Here is a 23,505-nt window from a genome sequence, read left to right as displayed (position 1 = left end):
TTGATTTTAGATATAAGATACAGCTGAATTTATATCAGATTAACTTGACTATTTTACTTATTTACGCCCAAAAAACTTGCATAATGCGTCTTGGTATGAGATTTTATTACATATATATAATTGAGTGTTCAAACATAATTATTAAAATAAATAAGCAAAAGTAAATTATTAGTTCCTTTTAAATTTTGCTTTTTCACTTGTTCGATAAAAGCAGCTTCTCACAAGCTTTGAAAATTTCAACAACACAACCCTGAAAAACGACAATCTGTTGTAAATCATTGTCTCTCATCAGCCGAAAAAAGTTTTCCGTATTGTTTGAATGCGACCTATCGACTTATCATCTATTTTCCCCCCTTTTAAATAATTCAATCAACTGTTTAGCTGTATGACGAATATCATGATTTTCTAACACAGCTTGCTTACCCATATTCCCCATTTTTTGTAATTCTTCGGGAGATGTGTTTATTGCTTTTTTAATTGCATCCACCAATGCTGTCACCGAACCAGGGGGAACTAACCAACCGTTGAACTGATTTTTGACTAATTCCGGAATTCCCGCAACATAGGTACTAATCACAGGACGTTCCATCAAAAATGCTTCCATAATGACAACGGGAAGTCCTTCCGCAAAACTGGGTAAGACAAATACACGACTATCTCTGATATATTCTTGCACTTGAGTTTGATTTGCCCAACCAGTAATTTTCACTTGTTGTTGTAAATTAAGAGTCATAATCAATGCTTCGATGGGTTGACGCATTTCCCCATCTCCCACTAAAGTTAGGTAAACAATTATCCCTTGCTCACGCAATTTTTGGACAGCATTTATTAATAATAATTGTCCTTTTTGTTCACATAAGCGTCCAACACAAACAAGGTGATAATTATCCGGTACAGGAGTAGCTGATGTTTGGAATAATTCTGAATTTAAGCCACATCTAATTACGTGAGTTTTCTCCCATTGGGTGTAATCACAGTAACGATACAGTTGGCTACGACCAAATTCGCTAATGGCGACAACAAATCGGGCATCATGTATTTTTTCCGACAAGCTAATACTCCGGGCACGGTCAAATTCCTCTGGTCCATGAGCTGTAAAACTATACTTTGGACCACCTAATCGATGACATAATAGAGCAACGGTGGTGGAGTTAGTACCAAAATGAACATGTAAATGACTGACTTGAATCGGTTTTAACCACCGGAATAACACACAAGCTTCAGCGAAATAGATGAGGTGTTTGAGAATACCAACATCTGAACGCCAACCTAATTTAACTGCTAGTTGCAAAGCTGGAAAAAAGGCAAGAGGACGGGTGAGAAAAACAAAAATAAAGGCGGTGAATAAGCCCCAAACTCCCCGTTCTAAAATAACCTTAGTTTTGCTTAACTCTTCTTGGTCTAAAGGGTCAACTAATTCGGTCGCACAGGAGCGAATAGAAAAACGGAATACCTCAACATTATGGGTTTCAATCGCTTCAATTTCCCGACGAATAAAGCTGTGGCTAACTTTCGGATATTGATTCACTAAATAGGCAATTTTCATGCAAATCTGAATAGCTGTGAGGAGTGATTAAACTAGAATATTTATCAGTAGAGGATGGGTGAAATTTTGGTGATACTGCAAACGGTTCTAAGAGGATGTTTTACAAGTCGATTTTAAGATTTTAATACTGAACAATCTCGTTTTTTGGGAGTGGGAAGAGACGATACATGTCGCGTCTGTAAGGGAATCGGGAGTAATCGATAACAACAAATATACTGTAAATATACTGTTAACCTATTGTCTGTCTTCAAGAGGTGGTTAATGTGGTTAATAAAGTATTTATGGAAACTTGACAAACATCCTCTAATAGTAGTGTACTTGGTTTTGTTGAACACAGGCTACACAAAAAAAATCAAACATAACACCCATAGTCTCTAATCCAATAATTACGAATTACGTAGGCGTAGCCTTACCACAGGCTATTACAAATTACGTAGCTTGCTTCCCGCGTAGCGGGTATTACGAATTAAAAATAGATTCAAGAAGCACTTTTATACTCAACTAAGGTGTTTTGACGATTGAGAATACGAGATAGGAAAAATTGAATTTGTCCTTGGATTTGGGGAAATTTACCAACCGTACAGGCGATCGCATAATAACATGCATCGGTACGGTTAAAGCTGCGATCGCGGGTGGAGCGATAAACTTTGTACCCTAACCAGATGTAGGCTACTAGTAGTAATACCAAGCTCCATCCCTGAGTCCACCAAGCTGTGATCATGGCTAGACAGGGAATCACAAACCCCCAAATCCAAATACTCACGGTTTCCTTCAGCCAGTGACGCTGGGAGGTGTTACCATGTAACCATGCTCCCTCGGCATAGGCATGACCAGCCCGCAGCGATCGCTTCCACCATTGGGAGAATTTTGTCATTTGTGCGTCATGGTAGGTCATATCCCCATCAATGCGCCAAATTTTTCCCCCAGCTTCCCGCAGACGTACACACAATTCCGGTTCTTCTCCCGCGATTAAACTGGGATTAAAGCCTCCTACCCTTTGCAAGGCTGTCACTCGCATCATCGCATCACCCCCGCAGCTTTTTGCTTCACCGACGGGTGTGTTCCATTCAATATCGCATAAACGGTTATAAATCGATTTTTCCGGGTATTCTTCCCGTCTGCGACCACAAACAACCACTATTTCGGGATGCTTTTCTAACTCTTTTATACCCCGTTCTAACCAACCGGGTGCAATTCGACAATCCCCATCGACAAATTGCACAAATTCCAACTGGGGATGGCGACAAACTAAAAATTCTAATCCGGCATTCCTTGCTCGAGCGGCGGTGAAAGGTATGGATAAATCCAATTCAACCACTTCGACCCCTAAACTTTGAGCTTGGATAATACTACCATCGGTGGAACCGGAATCCACATAGACAATGTGTAGATTTAAATTCGGGGAATTTTCCGCTAACAGGGATTCTAAGCACCGGACTAATCGCATCCCCTCATTTCTGCCAATCACAACCACACCCAGCGATTTCATTTATACTCCTAATCCTTGATCAACGGCTCAGAATTTTCCGGCAATTACTCTGTGATTTTACGGTATGCTTTTTGTGGATTATGCCAACCCAGCAACATCATCACACTAATTATTTGTGATGATATAAAAATTTTGTAAAGTCATTGTATAAATCCAGTAAAGTTATTTTGCACCAGGGTAAATTATGACAACACATCAACATGCAATTGTTTGTTGCGTGGAATCAGGTTGGTTAGAATGCCAAACAATTAGGATGATTGAGAGTTTGCGTCGCTGGGGGGGAGTATTTGCAGATGCACCAGTTTTAGCCGTGATACCCCGTTTTGGACCACCCCTATCCCGTAGCACCTTAGCAGCATTTGAGCAGTTGCAAGTCGAACATGTGTGGTTAAAAAACCGCGATCGCTATCCTTGGGATAAGTTTCTCAATAAACCCTATGCTGTCCTCACCGCAGAAAACCATTTCCAAACTGATTCAATTATCTGGTTAGACGGCGATTTGTTAATTGTGGATGAACCCCATTTACTCCACTTGGGGGAAAATGAGGATTTTGTCGCTTGTGCATCTGACCGCAATATCGGTACAACCGGTGTCAATGACCCCAATGAACCCTATTGGCGCAGCGTTTGTCAAGCGACCGGAATTGATATCGAAGCCTTACCCTGGATTACCACCGAAAGGGAAGGAGCCAATATCCGTCTGTATTGGAATGGTGGTGTATTTGCTTACCGTCGTAGTTGCCAATTTGCCCAGCATTACTTAGACACCTGTTTACAAGTTTTTGATGCTCAAATCGCGTCCCAAAATTCCGGAGTGTTCTTTAATGAGCAAATATCCCTGGGATTGGCGATGTTTAAGGCTGGTTTAAGGTGGCGTAGTCTTCCCGAATCCCATAATTACGCGATGGGTAGCAAAACCCATGATACATGGTATGTGCAGGAATATCTCCAAGCGGCAAAAATTATTCATTACCATGATGCCATGTGGCCGTGGTTTTGGGACACCTTCATCAATTGCTTAGAGCAAACCCATCCCGATGTGGCAAACTGGTTAAAGCCCCAGGGAGCCATGTCTAATCAAGCTCCTTTACAATGGCGAATCCTCCGCAAAGCTTTAGATTCTATGCGTAAGGGTAGGCAAACAGCTTATTTGCGTAAATGTAAAGTTGTTTGACTAATTCCTAATTCCTAATACCCGCTACTTGGTGTGCAAGCTACGTAATTTGTAATACTACTACTTGGTTTGACCATGAGTTCGATGAGTTATAAAGGCTGAAGTTCTTACCCAGGATCTGCGGAAACGGATTCCACTTCTTTTCACAAGGTCCAAAAAAACTACAGATGTTAGGTTCTTGAGCTTCTAGCACTTGTTTATTTGCACTTTCTGGAACTAAAATACCTCTAAATTTTTCAGCAAGCCCTGCCGAGAAGTTTTGATGAGAAGCAAGAGTTTCCTCAAAAGCTCTGAGCTAATTCAAAATATAATCAGACAAACGGGTATTTATACCAGGATTTTTCCCAATCATAAACCTGAACTCATGACAATAACTCTGATTTTCACCGATTCCTAGGAGTGTCCTCATGGTTCATAATTGCTCTGGGAGAATATACACTTAGTTTTAAAATGAACTTGAATCTCCGTAACTGGTTAGGCGAACATTATCGTCCTAGGGCAAATTTATTATTATTCTTATCGGCAGATGCCTCCGGAGTCTCTATACGGATTATCCGGGATATGGAGGCGAAAAGCTTAGTGATATTTGATATCTGTAGTTTTGCGGAAGTTCTGGAACAACCTCTGGAATTGGCTTGGGCTGAAATTCCTGCCTACACAGAGTTAACGTTGCAATTATTACGAGCATTCAGTCGTAAAAAGACTTTAACTCGGAATGAGGGGACTTGGTTAGCCTTCCAAATAGCTTACCTCAAAGCCTTGGCAGAAGTATTACAGGTGGAAATCCAGCAGCAAAAATCCTGGTTGGATCGGGCTTTATTTCCTAGGGAAGTGACGAATGCAACAACTACGGGAATTAGTTTACAACCACCAGTCAAGTTAGAACATCCCCGTCTGGTGGCGGTATTAAAAACCCTGTATCCTGGCAAACTCACCGATACCCAAGCCGAACAAGCACTGGAATTGCTATCCGATTCTCTTTTAGCCCAGCAGATGCAAAATGCTGTCATCACTTGGTTAATTGCCAATGGTGCGGAGGAGATGGAGGCAAAACTAATTAGTCAACGAATTGCGATCGCGCTGACTGGTCATTTATTAACTGTTGTTGCGGAAAATGCGGCTGCTTTACCGCAGTTGCAGAAGTTTTTACGCTTAGGTAATATCTGTCCCCGAAACCAAGTCCCTGTAAACTTTATCGCCAAGGCTAACCGCAGGGTTCAACCTGGGGGAATGCAGGGTGATTGGATTGATTTACCACGGGAGCGCTACCGTGGTCAATTAATTCGAGATTTAGCTAAACCTTTGTACGGGGAATTTTTCGCTTTACCAGATATCTACGTTCCTCCCAAGGGTGTACCTATAGGAGAAACAACCATTTCTGGTCTGCCAATTTCGTCTGTGGATTTGTTTGCGTGGTTGCAAGGGGAATTGGCTGATTTTCGCAGTATTACTTGGATCGAAGCAGAATCGGGATGCGGGAAAACCTCTTTCCTGCGGATGTTTGCAGCTCATGTCGCTCGCCATCTCTATCCCGAATGGATGCCGATTGTGGTACGATTACGTGATATACAGATTGGTACTGATTTTCTGGCAAGTATTGCCTCTGGATTTCCAGAAACCCTGGCTGAACAGGTGCAATTTTGGCTAGATTCAGAAAGTATCAAGTGTTTAGTATTACTTGATGGTTTAGAGGAATTACCGAAAAAACAACGACAAATCCTCGTTAGACAGCTATTGCAATTCCAGTCCCATTCATTACACAAATTTGCAATTACCGCCCGTTGTGGAGAATTTGAGCAACTGGAACAAACAACTAATTTGACCCTGGTAAGGCGAGTTTTGATCCAGCCATTTCAGCAAGAAGAGTGGAAACAGTGGTTTCAAAATTGGGCTAAGGTGCAGTCGTTGAATATTGCTCAAGGTTTTTTTGGGTTTTTAAAAACCGTTGGCGCTTTTACCAGTATACATGCTGAACGTTCTTCCCTACCACAAATAATGGTTTTCGTTTCCCAACCCTTGATGTTGTACCTGTTAGCGGTTTTACATCGGGAAGGTTTACTAGAAGAAACTTTGCTGCAAACAGCAACCACCACAGCCAAACATCGCGGTGGATTTTTCCTCTGGGAAATAGGGATGAGATTACAACGTTGGTTATTAGGCTATCCGGAAAATGGGGGAGTGAAAACGGCTCTAGTTCGGGAAGGGATGGCCCATATCTACGGAAACACATATCCTCACAACAGGTTATATAATTATTCCCAAGCCCGTCAACTCTACAGGTGGATTCAGCAACTAGCTTTACAAAATTGGCGATCACAACGTTACATTACCACCCCTGACCAACAGTTTCTCCTTCCCAACTTCCTCCTACAGCATTCTCCCACCCATCCCCAACAGATCGAATTTAGCCATCCTTACCTGCAAAAACTAATTACCGCAACCGCGATCGCCAGTGAATTATCCACCACTATCCATCCTCAAGCTGACCCCAAGGACTACGCGCAATTCTGTTATGACCTATTTGGTTGTCATCTCATTGATTGGGAATTGCAGGAATTAATCCTGGAAACATTGCGTCGTCAACCACCACGTCACGGTATTTTGGCGATTTTACGGGAAAAATTGCTAGAATTTTGGCAAGAATATCAACGTAGTACCTGGTTAGATCAAGGAATTGCCCATAGAACCCTGGAAAAATATCACAAATACGGTAATTCCACCCAGATCGAAGCCATCCATGCTTATGTCGGTATTAATACCTTCTTTCTCCTGAGTAGTCTACACCAGGAAACAAAAACCACCTTTTTCCCTGGGGGAATCCCCAACACCAGCGACTTTAATCCCCACGCGATCGCTGAACTAATTGCTCGTACAAACTTAATTGCGATTCACACCTTTAGCGATCGCACCCATGCTAATGGTTTGCAAGCAGTGGATTTATCCCACATGAACCTATCGGGAACCCTTCTGAATTTTGCCCACCTCAACTCCGTAAATCTATCCAATGCCAATTTAACCGATACCAACCTCACCGGAGCAGACCTCACCGGAGCAGACCTCACCAACGCTAACCTCACCGGAGCCAACCTCACCGGAGCTAACCTGAGTCACACAAACTTGATTGGAGCTAACTTAAGCGGAGCTAACCTCACGGAAGTCATATTCAATACAACGAATCTGACAAATGCCTGTTTAGCAGGAGCAATTCTGAGTGAGAGCGATCGCGAAACAGCCCGTCTTCAAGGTGCAATTTTTTCTCAAGAAGACTTCTTTGTCATCAAACGCCTACTTTCCCAGCATGAGCTATCTTCCTACGCTTCCGAATACGGCCATAGCACCTCCATCTGGATGGGTGTATCCGGTATGGTTGCCATTGAAACCAGTGAAGGGGAAATCCTCAGCGAAGAAGAATATGAAGACGAAACTGTCGTTAATAACTACGAGCAAGAAGTGTGAAGTAAATATCAAAACAGGTAGGGATGCCTGTTCCCCAAGGGAAAATGGGATAATTATGTCGGGTCTGCGGCAAAAGTCTTTTCGTGAGGGTCGGGAACAGGGAGTAGGGAATAGTTTTAACCTATGGTTTATCAAATTTTCAGCAATCCCTATGTAAAGTTGGATCATTCTTCTCCCCTCCTGTCTCCTACTTCCCCATGATACACAACTTCACTGATTCAGAGAAAATGGGATAATTATGAAAGTTGGATTACCCTTCCCCTCCTGTCTCCTACCTCCCCATGATGCACAACTTCATTCCCCCTCACCGTTTCTTCCCCTACCTGACTTGGACAGATATTGACACCATGTCAGACAAGGAAAATGTTGTCATCATTCAGCCAGTCGGTGCGATTGAACAACATGGACCCCACTTACCGATTATCGTCGATGCGGCGATTGGTATGGGTGTACTAGGGAAAGCCTTGGCGAAACTACCTCCCCACATTCCTGCCTATGCCCTACCTTCCCTATATTACGGAAAATCTAACGAACACTGGCATTTCCCCGGTACAATCACCTTAAGTACAGAAACTCTATCCGCGACACTAATGGAAGTTGCTGATAGTATATACCGAGCCGGATTCAGAAAACTAGTATTAATGAACTCCCACGGTGGTCAACCGCAAGTTATGCAAATGGTTGCCCGTGATTTACACATTAAATACGCCGACTTCACCGTATTTCCCCTCTTCACCTGGCGCGTACCAAATATTACTAAAGAATTACTCACAACCCAGGAAGCTCAAGAAGGAATGCACGCTGGAGATGCAGAAACTAGTATTATTATGTCCCTACTACCAGAACAGGTACGGATAGAGAGGGCTGTTGCTGAATATCCCCCTTCCCCTGGCAAATTACTGAGTTGGGAAAGAAATTTACCTGTATCCTGGGCAACCCGTGACATCAGTAAAAGTGGGGTAATTGGCGACCCAACCACAGCTAGTAAAGAAAAAGGCGATCGCATCCTTGAGTCCGTCTCGGATGGGTGGGTACAGGTGATTGAGGAAATTTATGCCTACCAACCATTTACCACCTGATGGTTCAAAAAGGTTCGTAGTCGCGCTTTTGTCTCTCAAGCCACTTTTGACCATGAAAACACCGGGGAAAAACCCAATTTCAGCCATTGCCAGAAGCGATCGCAAGACTAATCAAAACGCTCAAACTATTCAATTATCTTTTTTCTTGTTTGGTTGTGTACAAAAGTTTTCTACGAGAAGGCTGCACCTACATGTAGACGCGTAGCGGTTTGCTGTAGGCTATGACTAAATTGGTCATAACACCACAACTCAATCATGTTCGCAGGCGATAGCCGATTCCGCGTACTGTTTCAATTAAATCGTTACCTAATTTTTTACGTAGATATCCCACGTAGACATCGACGATGTTGGAACCTGGGTCGTAATCATAACCCCAAACCCGGTCTAGTAATTGTTCTCGACTGAAGATTTGTCCGGGATGACGGAAAAATGTTTCTGCAAGGGTAAATTCTCTTGCTGGGAGTTCGGTGCTGCGTCCTTTGATTTTGACTTTGCGCGATCGCACGTCTAATATAATATCTCCAACCCTTAATACTAATTCTTCCTGTCTTTGGTTGTCGTTATGGTTGCGTAACCTGGCTTTGACCCGCATTAATAATTCTTCAAATCGAAATGGCTTAGTTAAATAATCGTCTGCACCAGCTTCAAAACCAGCAACTTTGTCTTGGATGTCGTCGCGAGCTGTTAATATAATTACGGGTATTTTTTCCCCTTGACCGCGTACCTCCTCTAACACCTCCAAGCCATCTTTGCCTGGTAAACCTAAGTCTAAAATTAATAGGTCAAATTCCCCACTCATGGCCATATTACTTGCAGAGTCCGCATCCTCCGCCACTGTGGTAGTAAAATTGTGCGATCGCAATCCCTTTTCCAGAAAAGCAGCAATTCGGGATTCATCTTCTGCAATGAGTATACGGTTCATAACCTTAAACCTCCGGTGGTGGTTCCACTGGCATCACAATCGTAAAAGTTGAGCCTGTGCCTAACTGGCTTTTTAAATACACTTGACCTCTGTGTGCTTCCGCGACAACCTTAACAATAGCCAAACCTAAACCAGCCCCTTCCGAACGACGACGACCACTAGTTCCCCGGGCAAACCGTTCAAAAATACGTTTCTGGTCTGCGGATGGGATACCAGCCCCCGTATCTGCGACCCAAAAACGAACTTTTCCCTTAGACACCCCTGAACCAATGGTAATATTATCGTCCTTACTGGTGTACTGTGTCGCATTTTGTGCCAGATTCATAACTGCCTGCGTAATTCGTTGTCGGTCAATCACCACATTACCTCTACCAATACCACCTAGTTTCCAGTTGCGAGGTGCAAGGGCTGTGGCTTTGAGAAATAATTCCTCCGTAAAATTTGCCACATTCACCGTTTCTAGCTGGAGAAAGTCGGGACGTTCTGCTTTTGCCAGTAATAACAGGTCATCCACAAACCGATTCATGCGGTCGAGTTCATCCATTACCAAAGCTATGGTTTCCCGTTGTTCCTGGGGGTCATCCCCCATCAATTCCAGATGACCGCGAATAATGGTAATCGGGGTGCGCAGTTCATGACCCGCGTCATTAATAAAGTCCCGTTGAGCGGCAAAGGTTAATTCCAAGCGATCCATCATCCCATTGAAGGTTTTAGCCAGGTCAGCAATTTCTCCTTGACCGTGAATTGGGATGCGTTTAGTCAAATTTGTTTCACTAATGGATTGAGCAGTTTCCCTTAAAGTCCGTAATGGTTTTAATACCCTGCCTGCCACCCACCAAGCCATAAAGGAAGCCAAAATAAACACTATGGCCACGACCTCCATCATCACCTGGAGCGCTTCTCGAGCTTCTTTCCGTTCCCCAGCAGTCACATGGGCAACCACAAACACACCCGTAGTTCCATCGGGTATACGGAATGGATGGGCAATGTAAAGAATACTCTCTATCTGAGGGTCATTAACTTGAATTTCATTTTGCGATCGCTGTTGAAGTCGTTTCCATTTTTGCATAAAATCAGACCTGCGATCGATTATTTCCGGCAATGCGCGGGGAGTAGATTTATAGAATTCACCGTTGATAATAGCAATAAAATACACATCATCTTCCGGCAATTCTTCCGCAAAGTGAATATCAAACACTTCCCGAAGTTCTTCTTTATTTTTAGGGGGAGTCCAAATAATTTTATCCGCTCTTAACCTTTTTAACTTTTCGATATCTTGCTCGTCTTCAGCCTGAAACCCATTCTTGACAACATTCTCAAAATCTTCAATTTCGTCTCTCAAATCATGCTCCACCCGCTCCTGCACTTTGAGATACAATCGTTGACGAATCGTGGGGATGGCAATGCCAATAAAAACCGACATCAACAACAGATACCATAATAAAATCCGTGTTCGGGCTTCTACCAAGATTTTCATACAGTACTTAGGTTTTTGATGTAGATATTATTTTTGCATAAATTTGTATTAAAACCAAAATAATCGTAGAGACGTAGCAATGCTACGTCTCTGCACTGTAATGACACAACATCAAATATTCAATTCGTATTTGTATTTGTGTTCAACACCCTAATTTTCCGGTTGTGCAGGTGCAACAGCGACATTCAACGTCACATTATTCACACCTTTAATTTCCTTGGCTAAATTGGGAATACGCTCATACTGTTGTTGAGTTGGCACTGTCCCACTAATGGTAACATTACCATTTTCCGATTCAACCACCAAAGCACTAGCAGGTAGATTTGCTTCTAATTTACTGCGAACTTGGCTAGCTAAGTCACTATCACTACGATTGGTTGCAGCACCATCATTCAGAAGATTATTACGTTCTTCCCGTGCTTGGATATCTGCATCTAATTGTCTACGACGGGTTTCGCTAGTTGCATCAGCTTGTGCATCTTGAGCTTCCTGTGCTGTTGGTGCTTGGACTTCATCGGTGACGCGATCCGGTGCATTGGTAGCAGTTCTGAAGGTATCACAACCCGCAAGACCAAGGAATAAAAAACTGCTAAAAATTAAAATTATTGATTTTTTCATAATTTGTACTCCGATAAAATTAAGTGTATGGGGAGTAGGGAAATGTTGACTGTTAAGTGTTGATCGTCAACGGAAGAACTCTGACAAAAAAGTCCGTAAACGGGGAGAAGGGGAAATGTTGACTGTTGACTGTCAAAGGTGTTGCGGTTAATTGTCAGCAATGGGTGGATATACAATTTCAATGCATGACGGCTTATTTCACCCTGTATTCTCTTCCTAAATAGTTCCTGCGGGAGCAGTCTGATTAGTCACTTTAGGAGTGAAGACTTCGTAATTTTGAATCCCGTTTCTTTGGAGAATATTTTGAGCTGCGGCTAACTGAATATCCGTACCGTGTAACGCTAGTAAATAATCACCTAATTCCACACGACGCTGGTAATTTTCAATCTGATGATGGGGGATTTCCAAGACAGCAAAATCGTAATTAGAAGTAGTTATAGGAATCTCGTGAATCTCACTAACTCCCACAGAAGGTTTGGCAAAAATGCTGACATTTTGCATCGGGAAATCGTTCATCCGCAATTCTGTCACAGCCTTTTCTGCATCTTGACGCAGGAAAAAATGTCCGACAGCATACTTATAACGACCATTCAAAGTAGCAGATGAATTATTTGCATTTGCGGAAGGAACCGGATGAAAAGTATCCCAATGTTCAATACCGCGATTGCGTAGAATCATTTCCGCGATCGCAATTTCCCGACTGTCACCATTCACAATGATGAGATAATAACCATTATCAACCAAATCGCTGTAAACCTTCGCTTTATCATCGGGGATACCCAAACCGATTAAAGCACCAGTCAAACTACCCGCAGCAGTACCAATTGCACCACCAGCTAAAGCAGATGCGATCGCGGTAGCTTCAGCACCAGCTAACATAATTGGACCAATTCCCGGAATTGCCAAAAGTCCCAACCCAACCAGCAAACCAGTTACACCACCAACGGTTCCCCCAGCAACAGCACCAGCAACAGCACCCTCATCAGCTTTATTTCCGATATGCTCCTTCACCTCCACCCCAGCAATATCGTCTTTGTTTTTCGCATCCTTCGCAATTACGGACACCTTATCCATTGGAAAATTAGCTTGCTGTAATTCCGTCAAAGCTAATTTTGTGTCTGTATGTCGTGCAAAAGCTCCCACTGCTCGTTGATGTTGTTCCATTTTTATCACCTTTTTTGATAGTAAAAAAAATACAGGAGCCACATACCTCAAGTTGCCAATTTAATCATGAAAATTTATGGATTAAATTTACCCAAAGATGGCTTATCCAGTATTACTGACTTGAGGCTATAAATAACCGTCTATTTGGGCGTTTTGGCTCCACCTGTCACTTTCAATTAATTAGATAAACTCCAATTAATTGAATTGATAATACTCTTCCATTGCAGGAAGAGATACCATTAAACTGTAGTCCGACGGGTTAATAAACCCCAAATAAAGATGAGTAACATCGCACCTAAAACGGCGAAAAAGATACTACCAAGGGACAATGCCCCAGCTGAAGCTGCCGCCGCAGCGCCACTTCCAAACAGAACTTGACCTAAATAACCACCAATTAAAGCTCCAAAAATACCGAGAGCGATTGTGGAGATAATGCCACCACCCTGACGACCGGGATAAAATAATTTAGCCAATGCACCAGCAATTAAACCTAACACTAACCAAGCGATGATATCCATAATTTATTTCTCCTTTCTTGAACTTGCACTTAAGCTGAAAACTTTAGTTTTTCTTGTTTTCCGATTGCAATTAAGCTTATAGTAAAGGCAGTCAGGAGATTATTTGCTCTACCCAGAGAACCAAGATGGATTATCTCAAGGGGTCAGTGTTATAGTTGGAATTAACTCTGGAGATTATTTGTGTTCTATCAACAGATATATATCCTAAATAGGGTTTTGAATTGAAAACCTCTTGTGATGTGTAGCGTTTCCGGTGTTGCTGAATTTGAACATGATTAAAACCAAAATTAATCGTAATGTAGAGACGTTGCATTGCAACGTCTCTACTATAAATATTCCCTGCGCCAATTTGCATCAAATTTACCATTAGTGGGTAACTCTAACACACGTATTCCTTGGGTTGGTAAAGGGTTTAATTTGGTTTGAAAATCTGACCAAGATGTAATGAGGTGATACTCGACCCCGTAGGTTTGACAAAGTAGGGAAAAATCAATTTGTTGCGGGGTGAGAAAATAATCGGTAAAGGGGGGGTCGAATTGGGAAATAGGTAGCATTTCAAAAATACCTCCACCGTTATTGTTAATCAAAATAATTGTCAGATGACCAATAAATTGGTGGCGAATTAAAAACCCATTGGTATCGTGTAATAGGGCTAAATCACCAGTTAATAACACACTGCTGGATTGACGGTGAGCAACACCTAAAGCTGTGGATAAAGTCCCGTCAATCCCATTAGCACCGCGATTAAAAAAGGGTCGCAAGCGGCTGGAATTCGGTTGCCAAAAAAACTCCACATCCCGCACAGCCATACTATTGGCAATAAAAATATTTGTGTTTGGTGGTAAATATTGGGATAGTAACCAAGGGGCTTTTCCTGCAAATAAATCTGTGGTTTGGGAGATAATTTGCTGAAGATGTTGCTGAGTTTTGAACTCTAATTCTAACCATTTTTGTTGGTAATCAAAGTTATCAGCACCCGAATTATCTGTGTCGATATCTGGTAATGCAATCTCCTCTACATGAATTCGTAAATGGGTGGTGGGATTATGTAAAGCATCTAAATTGTGATAGGTTGGGTCAATTACCCAGGTTCGACATTGATGTTTTTGTAACCATCCACGCAACACCTTACTAGTTGGTAACTCACCAACCTGAATCACCACATCTGGAACTAACGAATTGGCAAAATCGGGACGACGGAGAATTGAATCGTAGCTACAAACTAGATGATCAAACAAATCTGCGTGATTGCGAACTGGAGACAAACCCTCAGCTAAAACCGGAAAATTCAGAAATCGAGAAAAACCCGCGATCGCTTGGCAATATTGTTCCGGATGTTGGGGACGCGCTACTCCGGCAATAATTATACCTCGCTGAACTTTTTTCCACTCCCCAACTACAGATAGGGGTAATTTAGTAGGAAAGTTAACGGGAACATCCTGTAAATTTAAATGCTGAAAAAAGTCATCATCTAAAACCTTTTCCACCCCTCTTAAATCCACCCCATCTCCAACGGGTGCTAAGGGGTCACGGAAGGGAACATTTAAATGTACCACCCCCGGAATCGGCAATAAACACCTTTCCCAAGCATAAACCAACGTCTGACGTAAACAGGTGAGATTCTCCCGGTCAACCCCTGGGATATTTAACTCCCCATACCAATTCGGATAATTACCGAACAATTTTACTTGATCAATGGTTTGTCCAGAATGACAAAACCGTAATTCCGGGGGACGGTCAGCAGTTAATAACAACAGCGGAACCCGACTTTCAGACGCTTCAATCACCGCAGGATAAAAATTAGCTCCCGCGGTTCCCGAAGTACAAACCACAGCTGTTGGTACACCCGTCACTAAACCCCGTCCTAAAGCCAAAAAAGCCCCAGAACGTTCATCTAACACAGGAATAGCCTCGATTTGCGGATGTCCAGCGAAAGCCATCGTTAACGGAGTGGAACGCGACCCAGGACAAATCACCACAGTTCGCAAACCCAACCGAAACAACACTTCCGCAAAGACATATCCCCAAACTTCGTTGACATTACGAAAATTCATTTGAGAGTACAGGAGACAGAAGAAGCGACTACTCTAGGAGAAGCCGCGTTTAGCGCGTCTACGGGTCGTATTTACTGGATATTTGAAAGGCGTTGCTAAAAATATGAATTGAAAATTGGACATTGTGTAGAGACGCGATATATCGCGTCTCTACGGTATATATCGCGTCTCTACGGTATATATCGCGTCTCTACGGTGATTTTGGTTTTAATACAAAACCTAAACAAATATAATTCATGCCCAAATTCAGCAATACCTAAAAATGATTGAGGCAGATTTCGATATAACAAGGTTATACAGCAAATCTTTCACAATCCAAAATCGTATTACTCTTTTGACTCAGTTGCAATCGAGTCGTAATTAGCAGTAAAGGATGCTGGGAGGGATTGGGGATTGGGGTATGCATTATTACCCATACCTTTACGGATTTGCCGCATGAGGGTTGCCATTTCCAAGGCGGTCATGGCATAATCCCAACCGTGATTACCTTTAATTCCAGCCCTTTCTAGGGCTTGTTGCATGGTATCTGTGGTGAGGACACCAAAGACAACAGGAACCCCTGTCTGAAAGCTCGCTGCTGCAATTCCCTTGGAAACTTCCGCCGATACGTAATCAAAATGGGGTGTTTGTCCGCGAATCACCGCACCCAGACAAATGATTGCGTCGTATTTTTGGGAAAGGGCTAGTTGACGCGCAACTAGGGGAATTTCAAAGCTACCGGGAACCCAGACATAATCTACCTGTTGACCGTGGGGATTGACATCAACGCCGTGGCGCTTTAAACAATCTTGACACGCTTCGAGTAATTTTGTGGTGATTAAATCATTAAAACGACCAATAACCAGGGCAAACCGTAGTGATTGACTGGAAGTAAAGTTTCCCTCGAAAACTGCCATGACTGCCTCAAAATAAATTCTAGACTTTCTGCAACTATATATTTCTATCAATAAGGAAAAAACCGGGTGGATTTGTAAATTTTCTGGTTTCGTGTTTGTGAGGGGAGGAGACAGGGAACTAATTCGTAATAGTATAAGGCAAGCTGCTACGCGTTTACCTAGATACCCTTGGGGAGAAGTAAGCTACGCAATTCAAAAAGCTAGATATAGTAAGGATTTTGTCGATTCTATACTATTGCCTAATTTTAAATAATTGGTATTACTCAACTACTTTGCTGTCCACAAGGGGATTGGAAATCCCTGTCTAGTAGATTTAACATGTTATGTCTCTGTACTAACTGAAGACGTAACATGGTTATGTCTCTGTACTAACTGAAGACGTAACATGTTACGTCTCTACTACCTACTACCTACTCCTATCTACTGTGTTTCCTGTAACTCGAAAACCATCGCTGCGATTTAGCATACTCATTTTGCTGACTATTTTGCTAATTTGGTTGTTGTCTGTGAGTGTAGCGCGATCGCAAGCCAAGCAAAGTAATTACGCTGTACATATTGCTAGGGATTTTAATCAATCTGGTTTTTATCCCCTGAATCAAAATCCTGGTTCCCATTATAAACCTGTTGCTGACTGGGTTGGTCGTTTGATTCTCCCCACAAGGGAAGAATTAGGGGATGGTTTGGATTGGGTGTGGATGGAGGTGGAATCTGCTCCAGGGTCTGCAAGCGGTTTAGTGGGGAAGGTGGTGCGGTTGCAATGGCAAAAAAATCCGGATTTGGAGACCTATTTACAAGGGGTGAGGAGGGATATTAATTTCTCAGAGTCGGTAATTCAAAGTCAACAACAGGGAATTATTCACCCTTCCCGATTAAATCAGGTGCGAAATGTGGGGGTATTACGTTCCCTTGCTGGTGCAAATCCCCTGGATGATGCAATTGTCGCTTTCAGGGGAAATACGGTTGTAATTCAGGATGCAGAGTCGAAAACGAACACACCCATCTTAGAAATTGATAGTGAACCTGTTTTAGTAGCAGCAAGATTTTATGGTTTAGTCAAAATTATTAAACCTGTTCCATCACCAGTTTTCCAGAATTCTGCTAAATCCCATCAAAAGCCATCCCCGGAATACTTTCTTGTTCAACATTACAACCCCACCTCCCAAAAATTTGACGGAACTACAGAAATCATCCGCATACCCCAACAAACCATCGATACCAGGGGATTCGCTCCTTCCACACCTCGACAGATAGAAAAATCCCCTGGGGGTACGGATGGCTGGTATATCTACGGAGCTAAGGATGTCAATAATATTTTTGTTGCTAGAGCGATCGTACCTGCTACTTTGTTTGCTCTTTCACCCCGGCAAACCATTGTCGGTACGGAAGCAGGCATTAATTATATTAAACACCTCAATTGGCGCAATACTCCTAATCAAAAAGGAAAATTAAATACAGTCCTGGTTTTACCCGACGACCAATCCGCAACTACTTGGCAAGAAGGTGATAAAGCCATTGTTCTGCACCTATTTGGAGGAATTGGGGGAGAAAAAGCCGAACCCTTGGGGGTAGTGGAAACTATTACTGGACACTTTGCCTTTGGGATTGCTGAGGTGATTCGGGATGAATTTACCAATAAGTTACGTTTTGATATTAAATATTATCAAATCTATGCCCATAATCCCGATGGAATTATCTCCGGAATCCACAACTGGGATTATTACATGGGAAATCTACAACACGGATGGTTACATACCCGTCCCGTCTCCGATGTTCTGATTAAATTTGCACCAGTCACCCAAGATTACGATTTTGACGGAGTGAAACTCTCACCCATCCAAGAATTCCAAAAACAATTACAAATTGCGATCGCCCGTTATCGTACAGGTGATGGTACGGGGGGAGCAACGGTATCACCAGCAACTTCCTGTGTTCAAGATTCTAATCAAGCACTATATGCCACCATTCAGGTGATTAAACAGCAAATCGCTACCAACCCCCAAATTCAAACCTGGTTACAAACCAATCCTGACCACCCGCAAACTCAACGCTTCCAACAGCTAGTCCAATTAGGTCAATCCCTAGAACAACAACTCACACCCCTAGGAATTATCCGTGCAGATTGGCAAAGTCAAGCAAGTATGCTTGCAGGTACGGGTAGGGGAGAAGACATTCAACCCTTTCGCGATGGCAGTATCTGGGCTGGTTTGACCACATGGCGAACAATGATGCCCCGTCAATCCCATGATGACATTGCCCGTATATTTCTGCAACAGGGAGCCACCCTCCAATTCCTCCGTACCAATCAGGTGGGTGGTTGGCAATCAACCATCAAACCCCTCGCACCAACGGTATTTTTTGGACAAATTAAAATACCACAAACCGATATTTCCCCCTTACCAGTTCTTCTCAATCGTTTGTTAGCCTCCCTATTAATTCCGACAACCAGGGACTTGGGAATTGTTGCGATCGCGTTAATCTTTTTCTCTGTTATCACCATTCCCATCGGTTTTAAATTTAACTTTCTCCACCTTCAATATTGGTCAGGGAATTGGCTACAAAAACTTCTACTTAGTCTACGTTGTCTCTTTTTACCAGCTTTATTAGAAGAGCTATTTTTTCGAGTTTTATTACTACCCCACCCCATCGAAACCACCAACTGGTATATATGGGGAATGTGGGGGATTTTCGGTTTATTTTTATTTATTATTTATCATCAAATCACCGCTAAATATTTATCTTTAGCAGCTAGAGCGATATTTTCTCACCCGATATTTTTCAGTTTAGCAACATTATTAGGAATCACCTGCACCATCACCTACGCACTCACTGGTTCCCTCTGGACAATCGTTTTCATCCACTGGATTGTTGTTATGGTTTGGTTAGTCTTTATGGGAGGGATGGGAAAATTTTCCAATTCCTAATAGGAATTATTTGGGAAGACTATACAAATTTTGTAGAGACATAGCATTGCTACCTCTCATCTTCTAAATGTGTCGCCAACATTTTGACATCGGTTTGAGATAAAAAAAATATTCATTTTTAGTTTCAATCCTGAATATAGGAATCCGCTTTGATTTGGAAAATTATTTGTACAGGTAGGGAGTAAGAAAAAACTTCGCAGCAAAACCTTGCATCTGTAATTTTTGGGAACCAATGAAAAGTAGAATTGATGGGTTAAAACTACTCCCTACCCCTTGAAAATCACCGATTCGCAATTCTCACCAATAAAAACAATCCAGCAGTTAACCCAAATACATTTGGACTCCAAGCAGCAACAATCGGGGAAAGTATACCCCCATCACCCAAAGCACGGGTGGTGACTAAAGCTAAATAGTAAGTAAAAATTACCACCAAACTTAAACCAAAACTAGCTGCTCTCCCAGTTCTTTGGGGAATTGTTCCCACTGCGGAACCCACTAAACCAAATACCAAACAAGCAAAGGGAAGGGCCATTTTTTGCTGAATCCTTACCTTGAGTTTGCGAATTTTTTGTTCGTCACCAGCTAACCTTTCCAATTCTAACTGCTCCAGGGATTGGGCAATATTCATTTCTTCATAATCACGACTACGCTGGGCTAAATCTAGAGGTGCGGAGGGTAATTCTACTTTTTGATGTTGGAAGCGAACGATATTGCGATAGGAACGATCTGGAGACACAAGATAGGCTGTACCATTATAGAAATCCCAAATATTTTCCGTAGGGTTCCACTCACCGGACTCCGCAACAATAATCTGATTTAAACCTTCCTGGGAGCGGTCAATAATTGTTAAACCTTTCATCCGTTGACCATCAAATTGGTCAGCATAAAATAGACGGGTAAGAATCCTTTGTTTATTACCTTGTTCATCGCGAAATTGCCGATATTCGGGATAATAAATATTTTCCCTTTTAAAACTTGGTCGCTCTGATTTTAAAGCTGCATCCAAAGTTGTCGCAGCTTCAAAATTAGCCGCAGGAACAATTTGTTCATTAAAAACAAACGTTAACCCCGTAACCATTAAACTTAACATCACCGCCGTCACGACCATGCGGTAAACACTAACACCACAACTACGTAAAGCAATTAATTCGCTTTCGCTAGAGAGTTTACTATAGGTCATCAAAGTTGCTAGCAGTGTGGACATGGGAAAGGCAAATACCACACTTTTCGGCAGTTGCAAAAACACGACTTTAACTGCTACACCAATAGGTAAACCAGATTCCACTAGCTTACGCATTAATTCCATTAAACTATCGATTGCCAAAACCAGGGAAGCAAATGCACCGACACCGAATAAAAAAGGTGGGAGTAACTCGCGTAATAAATATCGATCCATTCGCGAGAAGGGAATTAGGGAGTTAAGGGTATATAGCGACTTGAACTTTGCCATTGAAATTTGGTGTGAGCTGAAGTGGGAAAGTTAGAGAAAATGAGAAAATAAATAAAGTGAATAAAATAAATAAAAGGTATTCAGGGTCATAAATTTTGTCTTGACCGAATTATTACTCCTCCTTAATGGGTATCAGATTCAATTCACAGTTCTCAGTATTGGTGGTTGATGTTACTGCAAGCGGTTAGCTATATCAAATAATCCCAGGGGAATTTGGAAAGTCTAATTTCTCACCCTTTTTGGTATATATAAAATTCAAATATTAAATAAAAATTAAAAAAATCATCACGAAAAACCAACCGTTCCCAGTATAGCAATCTGGGAAGTAGTTGATTTTCCCACTCCCTGAAAGACGACCCACCGAGTCGTAAGATGACCCACCGAGTCGTCTCTACTCCCTCTTCCCAGATTAAGCTTGGAAATTATCACCTAAATAGTACTGACGCACAAGGGGATTAGCATACAGTTCGTCAGCACCACCGGATGCAAGAATTTGTCCTTCCCGCATGATATAAGCGCGGTCTGTGATGGCTAAAGTTTCCCGCACATTGTGGTCAGTAATGAGAATACCCATATTGCGATCGCGTAATTTATCCACTATTTGCTGAATTTCGGCCACCGCAATCGGATCAACCCCAGCAAAGGGTTCATCCAGCAACAAAAATTTTGGACCTTCGCGACCAGCAGCTAAAGCTCTCGCTAATTCGGTACGTCGTCTTTCTCCTCCGGATAGCTGTATTCCCTTACTATTAGCCACCTTTTCTAAGCGGAATTCCCGCAATAAATTATCCATCCGCATAGCCCATTCCCACCGCGGAACCTGGGTTTGCTCCATCACCAATAGTAAATTATCCCGCACGGTCAACTGCCGAAAAACGCTAGCTTCTTGAGCAAGATAACCAATTCCTAGTCTTGCTCGTCGATGCATCGGTAGGGAGGTAATATCCAGATTATCTAACCACACCCTTCCCTGGTCAGGTTTTTCTAACCCGGTGGTAATATAAAAGGTGGTGGTTTTCCCCGCCCCATTGGGACCGAGTAAGCCAACCACCTCCCCCTGACCAACACAAACATTGACGCGGTTGACAATTACCCTTTTACCGTAGGATTTTTGAATATTTTCTAAAACAATCTTCACGGTTCACTGTTTATCTTCAAAGTTAACGTCGTAATTGGGGTGTTTGGGGGGGAGTGTTGTTTCCAGTGGGAGCAATATTGGCATCATCCACGAAATAAATCGATTCCACTTGTTGATTTTGCCGAGGTTGAGCGATAAATCGACCTTGGTCAATCAAATATGTCACCCGTTCACCGCGAATACTGTTACCTCCCGCTTGAAGAATATAAACATTCCCACTCAGCACAATTTGTCGTTCTCGGCTAAAATATTGAGCTTGGGCAGCTGTAGCTTTTATTCCTCTTGCTGCATACAGCATTTGTACATTACCCCGTGCTGTGACTATTTGGTTTCTCGCGTCGTATTCTTGAATATCCGACTTGATTTGTAAGGGTCTCCCCTGATTTGCCGTTTGTGCATGGACAGGTTCTGATTTCGGTTCCATTGCGATCGCACCAATCATCACTGCTGGTACTAATAATCCTAAACTCAGACGGTATAGGGACTTACGAGTAATTTGATACCAGTATTTCATATTTTTTTATATATCAGGAATAGAATACAGGATACAGAAGACAGAATACGGTTGACAGAATACAGGATACATACTGCTTCTGAATACATTTGTGATCTTGCCATCCTTTAAAACAAAACTTCACCATCTTTAATAATAAGCTGTTGCCAATTTAAGTTGTGTATTCACTACTTTTGATGGATGACTGTACCCGATAGGAAGGCTTCTCTACAAGAAGCCGCACTACCCACATCTACGTCTATAAATGTTAACTGTTAGCGGTCAACAAGCTCGTAATTATTATCGATGGTCGATTTAATGGCTAAATCATCAAGCAGAAACGACGCATCACTCAAAGCAATTGTTTCGTCTGCGCGGGTTTCCCTCTAATACCGTTTTACTTTGAAGTTGATACGTTGAGGAGAGCTTTCGAGAGCAGGGGGAGAAAATGTATCAAAATGTGAGTGAAATGGTATAAAAGAATGTTTTCAAAGCCGAAGTAGAGACGACCCGTCGGGTCGTCTGTCCAGGAAGAAGAAAATCGAAGGAGACGTGACCCGTCGCGTCTGTACAGGAGCAGTTGATAACGACCAGTATCACATTTGAGCCTATTGACTGTCTTCAAAAAGTGGTTGATCAAGAATTTACTAATACTTGACCAATATCCTATCGGGGGGGAATGGAAATTAGGGTGAAAACCTCTTCTCCAAACCACCTCGGAACCATTATTTGCGTCTTGGCTTCTTGGTTGGTAATGTAGATAAACTTGCGTGGTGTTTCAATACTTGAACAAAATGCGAAAAATCAAGGTCTGGTAAACCACCAGATTCATCAAATAGGACTTGCTGAAAAATAGTTAAACTCCTATACTGTAAGCTTTTGAGACTATTTTGGCTGCATCTGTCACTTTTTGGAGTCTGCTCCAAATGGGAATCAAGGTTAAGGCTATTCTTTTTCCTCTATTTCCCGTTCCCGAACTCCACCAAAAGATTTTTACAGCTAGCACTGCGCCAACAGCAGACCCGAAATTAAGTAAAATCGCCTATCAAAGCGTATTTCAGCAAACAGCATCCGACACCAGATTTCATTCAAAATCCCAATAAACCCAAT

Annotated in this window: 17 protein-coding genes; 5 read left to right on the top strand and 12 right to left on the bottom strand. The window is 42.3% G+C overall.

Going from position 1 to position 23,505, the window contains the following annotated elements; translation table 11 throughout:
• Positions 1-337: 337 nt before the first annotated feature.
• Positions 338-1,546, bottom strand: a complete 1,209-nt coding sequence (locus tag CDC37_RS00310) for a glycosyltransferase family 4 protein (protein ID WP_096619905.1) — start codon at positions 1,544-1,546, stop codon at positions 338-340.
• Positions 1,547-2,024: 478 nt separating this feature from the next.
• Complete coding sequence (locus CDC37_RS00305) at positions 2,025-3,035, bottom strand: glycosyltransferase (RefSeq protein ID WP_096619903.1); 1,011 nt, start codon at positions 3,033-3,035, stop codon at positions 2,025-2,027.
• 184 nt (positions 3,036-3,219) lie between these two features.
• On the opposite strand from CDC37_RS00305, the gene CDC37_RS00300 reads away from it, so the two are divergent.
• The 3 genes from CDC37_RS00300 (at position 3,220) to CDC37_RS00290 (ending at position 8,744) form a co-directional block, all read left to right on the top strand.
• Positions 3,220-4,209, top strand: coding sequence for a hypothetical protein (locus CDC37_RS00300; RefSeq protein WP_231943169.1), 990 nt, complete (start codon positions 3,220-3,222; stop codon positions 4,207-4,209).
• Between the two features lie 450 nt (positions 4,210-4,659).
• The gene (locus tag CDC37_RS00295) at positions 4,660-7,665 is read left to right on the top strand and encodes a pentapeptide repeat-containing protein (protein WP_096619901.1); all 3,006 of its coding nucleotides are present in this window, start codon (positions 4,660-4,662) and stop codon (positions 7,663-7,665) included.
• A gap of 284 nt (positions 7,666-7,949) precedes the next feature.
• Positions 7,950-8,744, top strand: coding sequence for a creatininase family protein (locus tag CDC37_RS00290; RefSeq protein WP_096619899.1), 795 nt, complete (start codon positions 7,950-7,952; stop codon positions 8,742-8,744).
• Between the two features lie 253 nt (positions 8,745-8,997).
• Here CDC37_RS00290 and CDC37_RS00285 read toward each other — a convergent pair whose 3' ends face one another.
• The 7 genes from CDC37_RS00285 to ribH all read right to left on the bottom strand — a co-directional run bounded on the left by CDC37_RS00285 (position 8,998) and on the right by ribH (position 16,393).
• Positions 8,998-9,666: a response regulator transcription factor gene (locus tag CDC37_RS00285; RefSeq protein WP_096619897.1), complete on the bottom strand. Its 669-nt coding sequence runs from the start codon at positions 9,664-9,666 to the stop codon at positions 8,998-9,000.
• A gap of 4 nt (positions 9,667-9,670) precedes the next feature.
• Positions 9,671-11,143 carry an ATP-binding protein gene (locus tag CDC37_RS00280; protein WP_096619895.1) on the bottom strand — a complete coding sequence of 491 codons (1,473 nt, stop codon included), beginning with the start codon at positions 11,141-11,143 and terminating at the stop codon, positions 9,671-9,673.
• A 150-nt stretch (positions 11,144-11,293) separates the two neighbouring features.
• On the bottom strand, positions 11,294-11,761 hold the full coding sequence (locus CDC37_RS00275) for a BON domain-containing protein (RefSeq protein WP_096619893.1): 468 nt from the start codon (positions 11,759-11,761) through the stop codon (positions 11,294-11,296).
• Positions 11,762-11,977: 216 nt separating this feature from the next.
• Positions 11,978-12,925: a hypothetical protein gene (locus CDC37_RS00270; RefSeq protein WP_096619891.1), complete on the bottom strand. Its 948-nt coding sequence runs from the start codon at positions 12,923-12,925 to the stop codon at positions 11,978-11,980.
• 239 nt (positions 12,926-13,164) lie between these two features.
• Positions 13,165-13,443: a GlsB/YeaQ/YmgE family stress response membrane protein gene (locus tag CDC37_RS00265; RefSeq protein WP_096619889.1), complete on the bottom strand. Its 279-nt coding sequence runs from the start codon at positions 13,441-13,443 to the stop codon at positions 13,165-13,167.
• A gap of 326 nt (positions 13,444-13,769) precedes the next feature.
• A complete protein-coding gene (menD, locus tag CDC37_RS00260; RefSeq protein ID WP_096619887.1) occupies positions 13,770-15,497 on the bottom strand; it encodes a 2-succinyl-5-enolpyruvyl-6-hydroxy-3-cyclohexene-1-carboxylic-acid synthase in 1,728 nt (575 codons plus the stop codon).
• Positions 15,498-15,823: 326 nt separating this feature from the next.
• On the bottom strand, positions 15,824-16,393 hold the full coding sequence (gene ribH / locus CDC37_RS00255; RefSeq protein WP_096619885.1) for a 6,7-dimethyl-8-ribityllumazine synthase: 570 nt from the start codon (positions 16,391-16,393) through the stop codon (positions 15,824-15,826).
• A 473-nt stretch (positions 16,394-16,866) separates the two neighbouring features.
• Between ribH and CDC37_RS00250 the strand changes: the two genes are divergently transcribed.
• The gene (locus CDC37_RS00250; protein WP_231943168.1) at positions 16,867-19,314 is read left to right on the top strand and encodes a CPBP family glutamic-type intramembrane protease; all 2,448 of its coding nucleotides are present in this window, start codon (positions 16,867-16,869) and stop codon (positions 19,312-19,314) included.
• Positions 19,315-19,594: 280 nt separating this feature from the next.
• On the opposite strand, the gene CDC37_RS00245 is transcribed toward CDC37_RS00250, so the two are convergent.
• The 3 genes from CDC37_RS00245 to CDC37_RS00235 form a co-directional block, all read right to left on the bottom strand.
• A complete protein-coding gene (locus tag CDC37_RS00245; protein WP_231943167.1) occupies positions 19,595-20,764 on the bottom strand; it encodes an LptF/LptG family permease in 1,170 nt (389 codons plus the stop codon).
• Positions 20,765-21,173: 409 nt separating this feature from the next.
• Positions 21,174-21,902 carry an LPS export ABC transporter ATP-binding protein gene (gene lptB, locus CDC37_RS00240; protein ID WP_096619879.1) on the bottom strand — a complete coding sequence of 243 codons (729 nt, stop codon included), beginning with the start codon at positions 21,900-21,902 and terminating at the stop codon, positions 21,174-21,176.
• 22 nt (positions 21,903-21,924) lie between these two features.
• Entirely contained in the window at positions 21,925-22,416 is a 492-nt protein-coding gene (locus tag CDC37_RS00235; RefSeq protein ID WP_096619877.1) for an LptA/OstA family protein, read from the bottom strand.
• Positions 22,417-23,285: 869 nt separating this feature from the next.
• Between CDC37_RS00235 and CDC37_RS23815 the strand changes: the two genes are divergently transcribed.
• On the top strand, positions 23,286-23,498 hold the full coding sequence (locus CDC37_RS23815; RefSeq protein WP_157780602.1) for a hypothetical protein: 213 nt from the start codon (positions 23,286-23,288) through the stop codon (positions 23,496-23,498).
• Positions 23,499-23,505 lie beyond the last annotated feature (7 nt).

This window comes from Calothrix sp. NIES-3974, from assembly GCF_002368395.1.
Classification (GTDB): Bacteria; Cyanobacteriota; Cyanobacteriia; order Cyanobacteriales; family Nostocaceae; genus NIES-3974.
The sequence above is the reverse complement of the archived record's forward strand: the minus strand, read 5'-3'. Positions and strand labels throughout refer to the sequence as shown.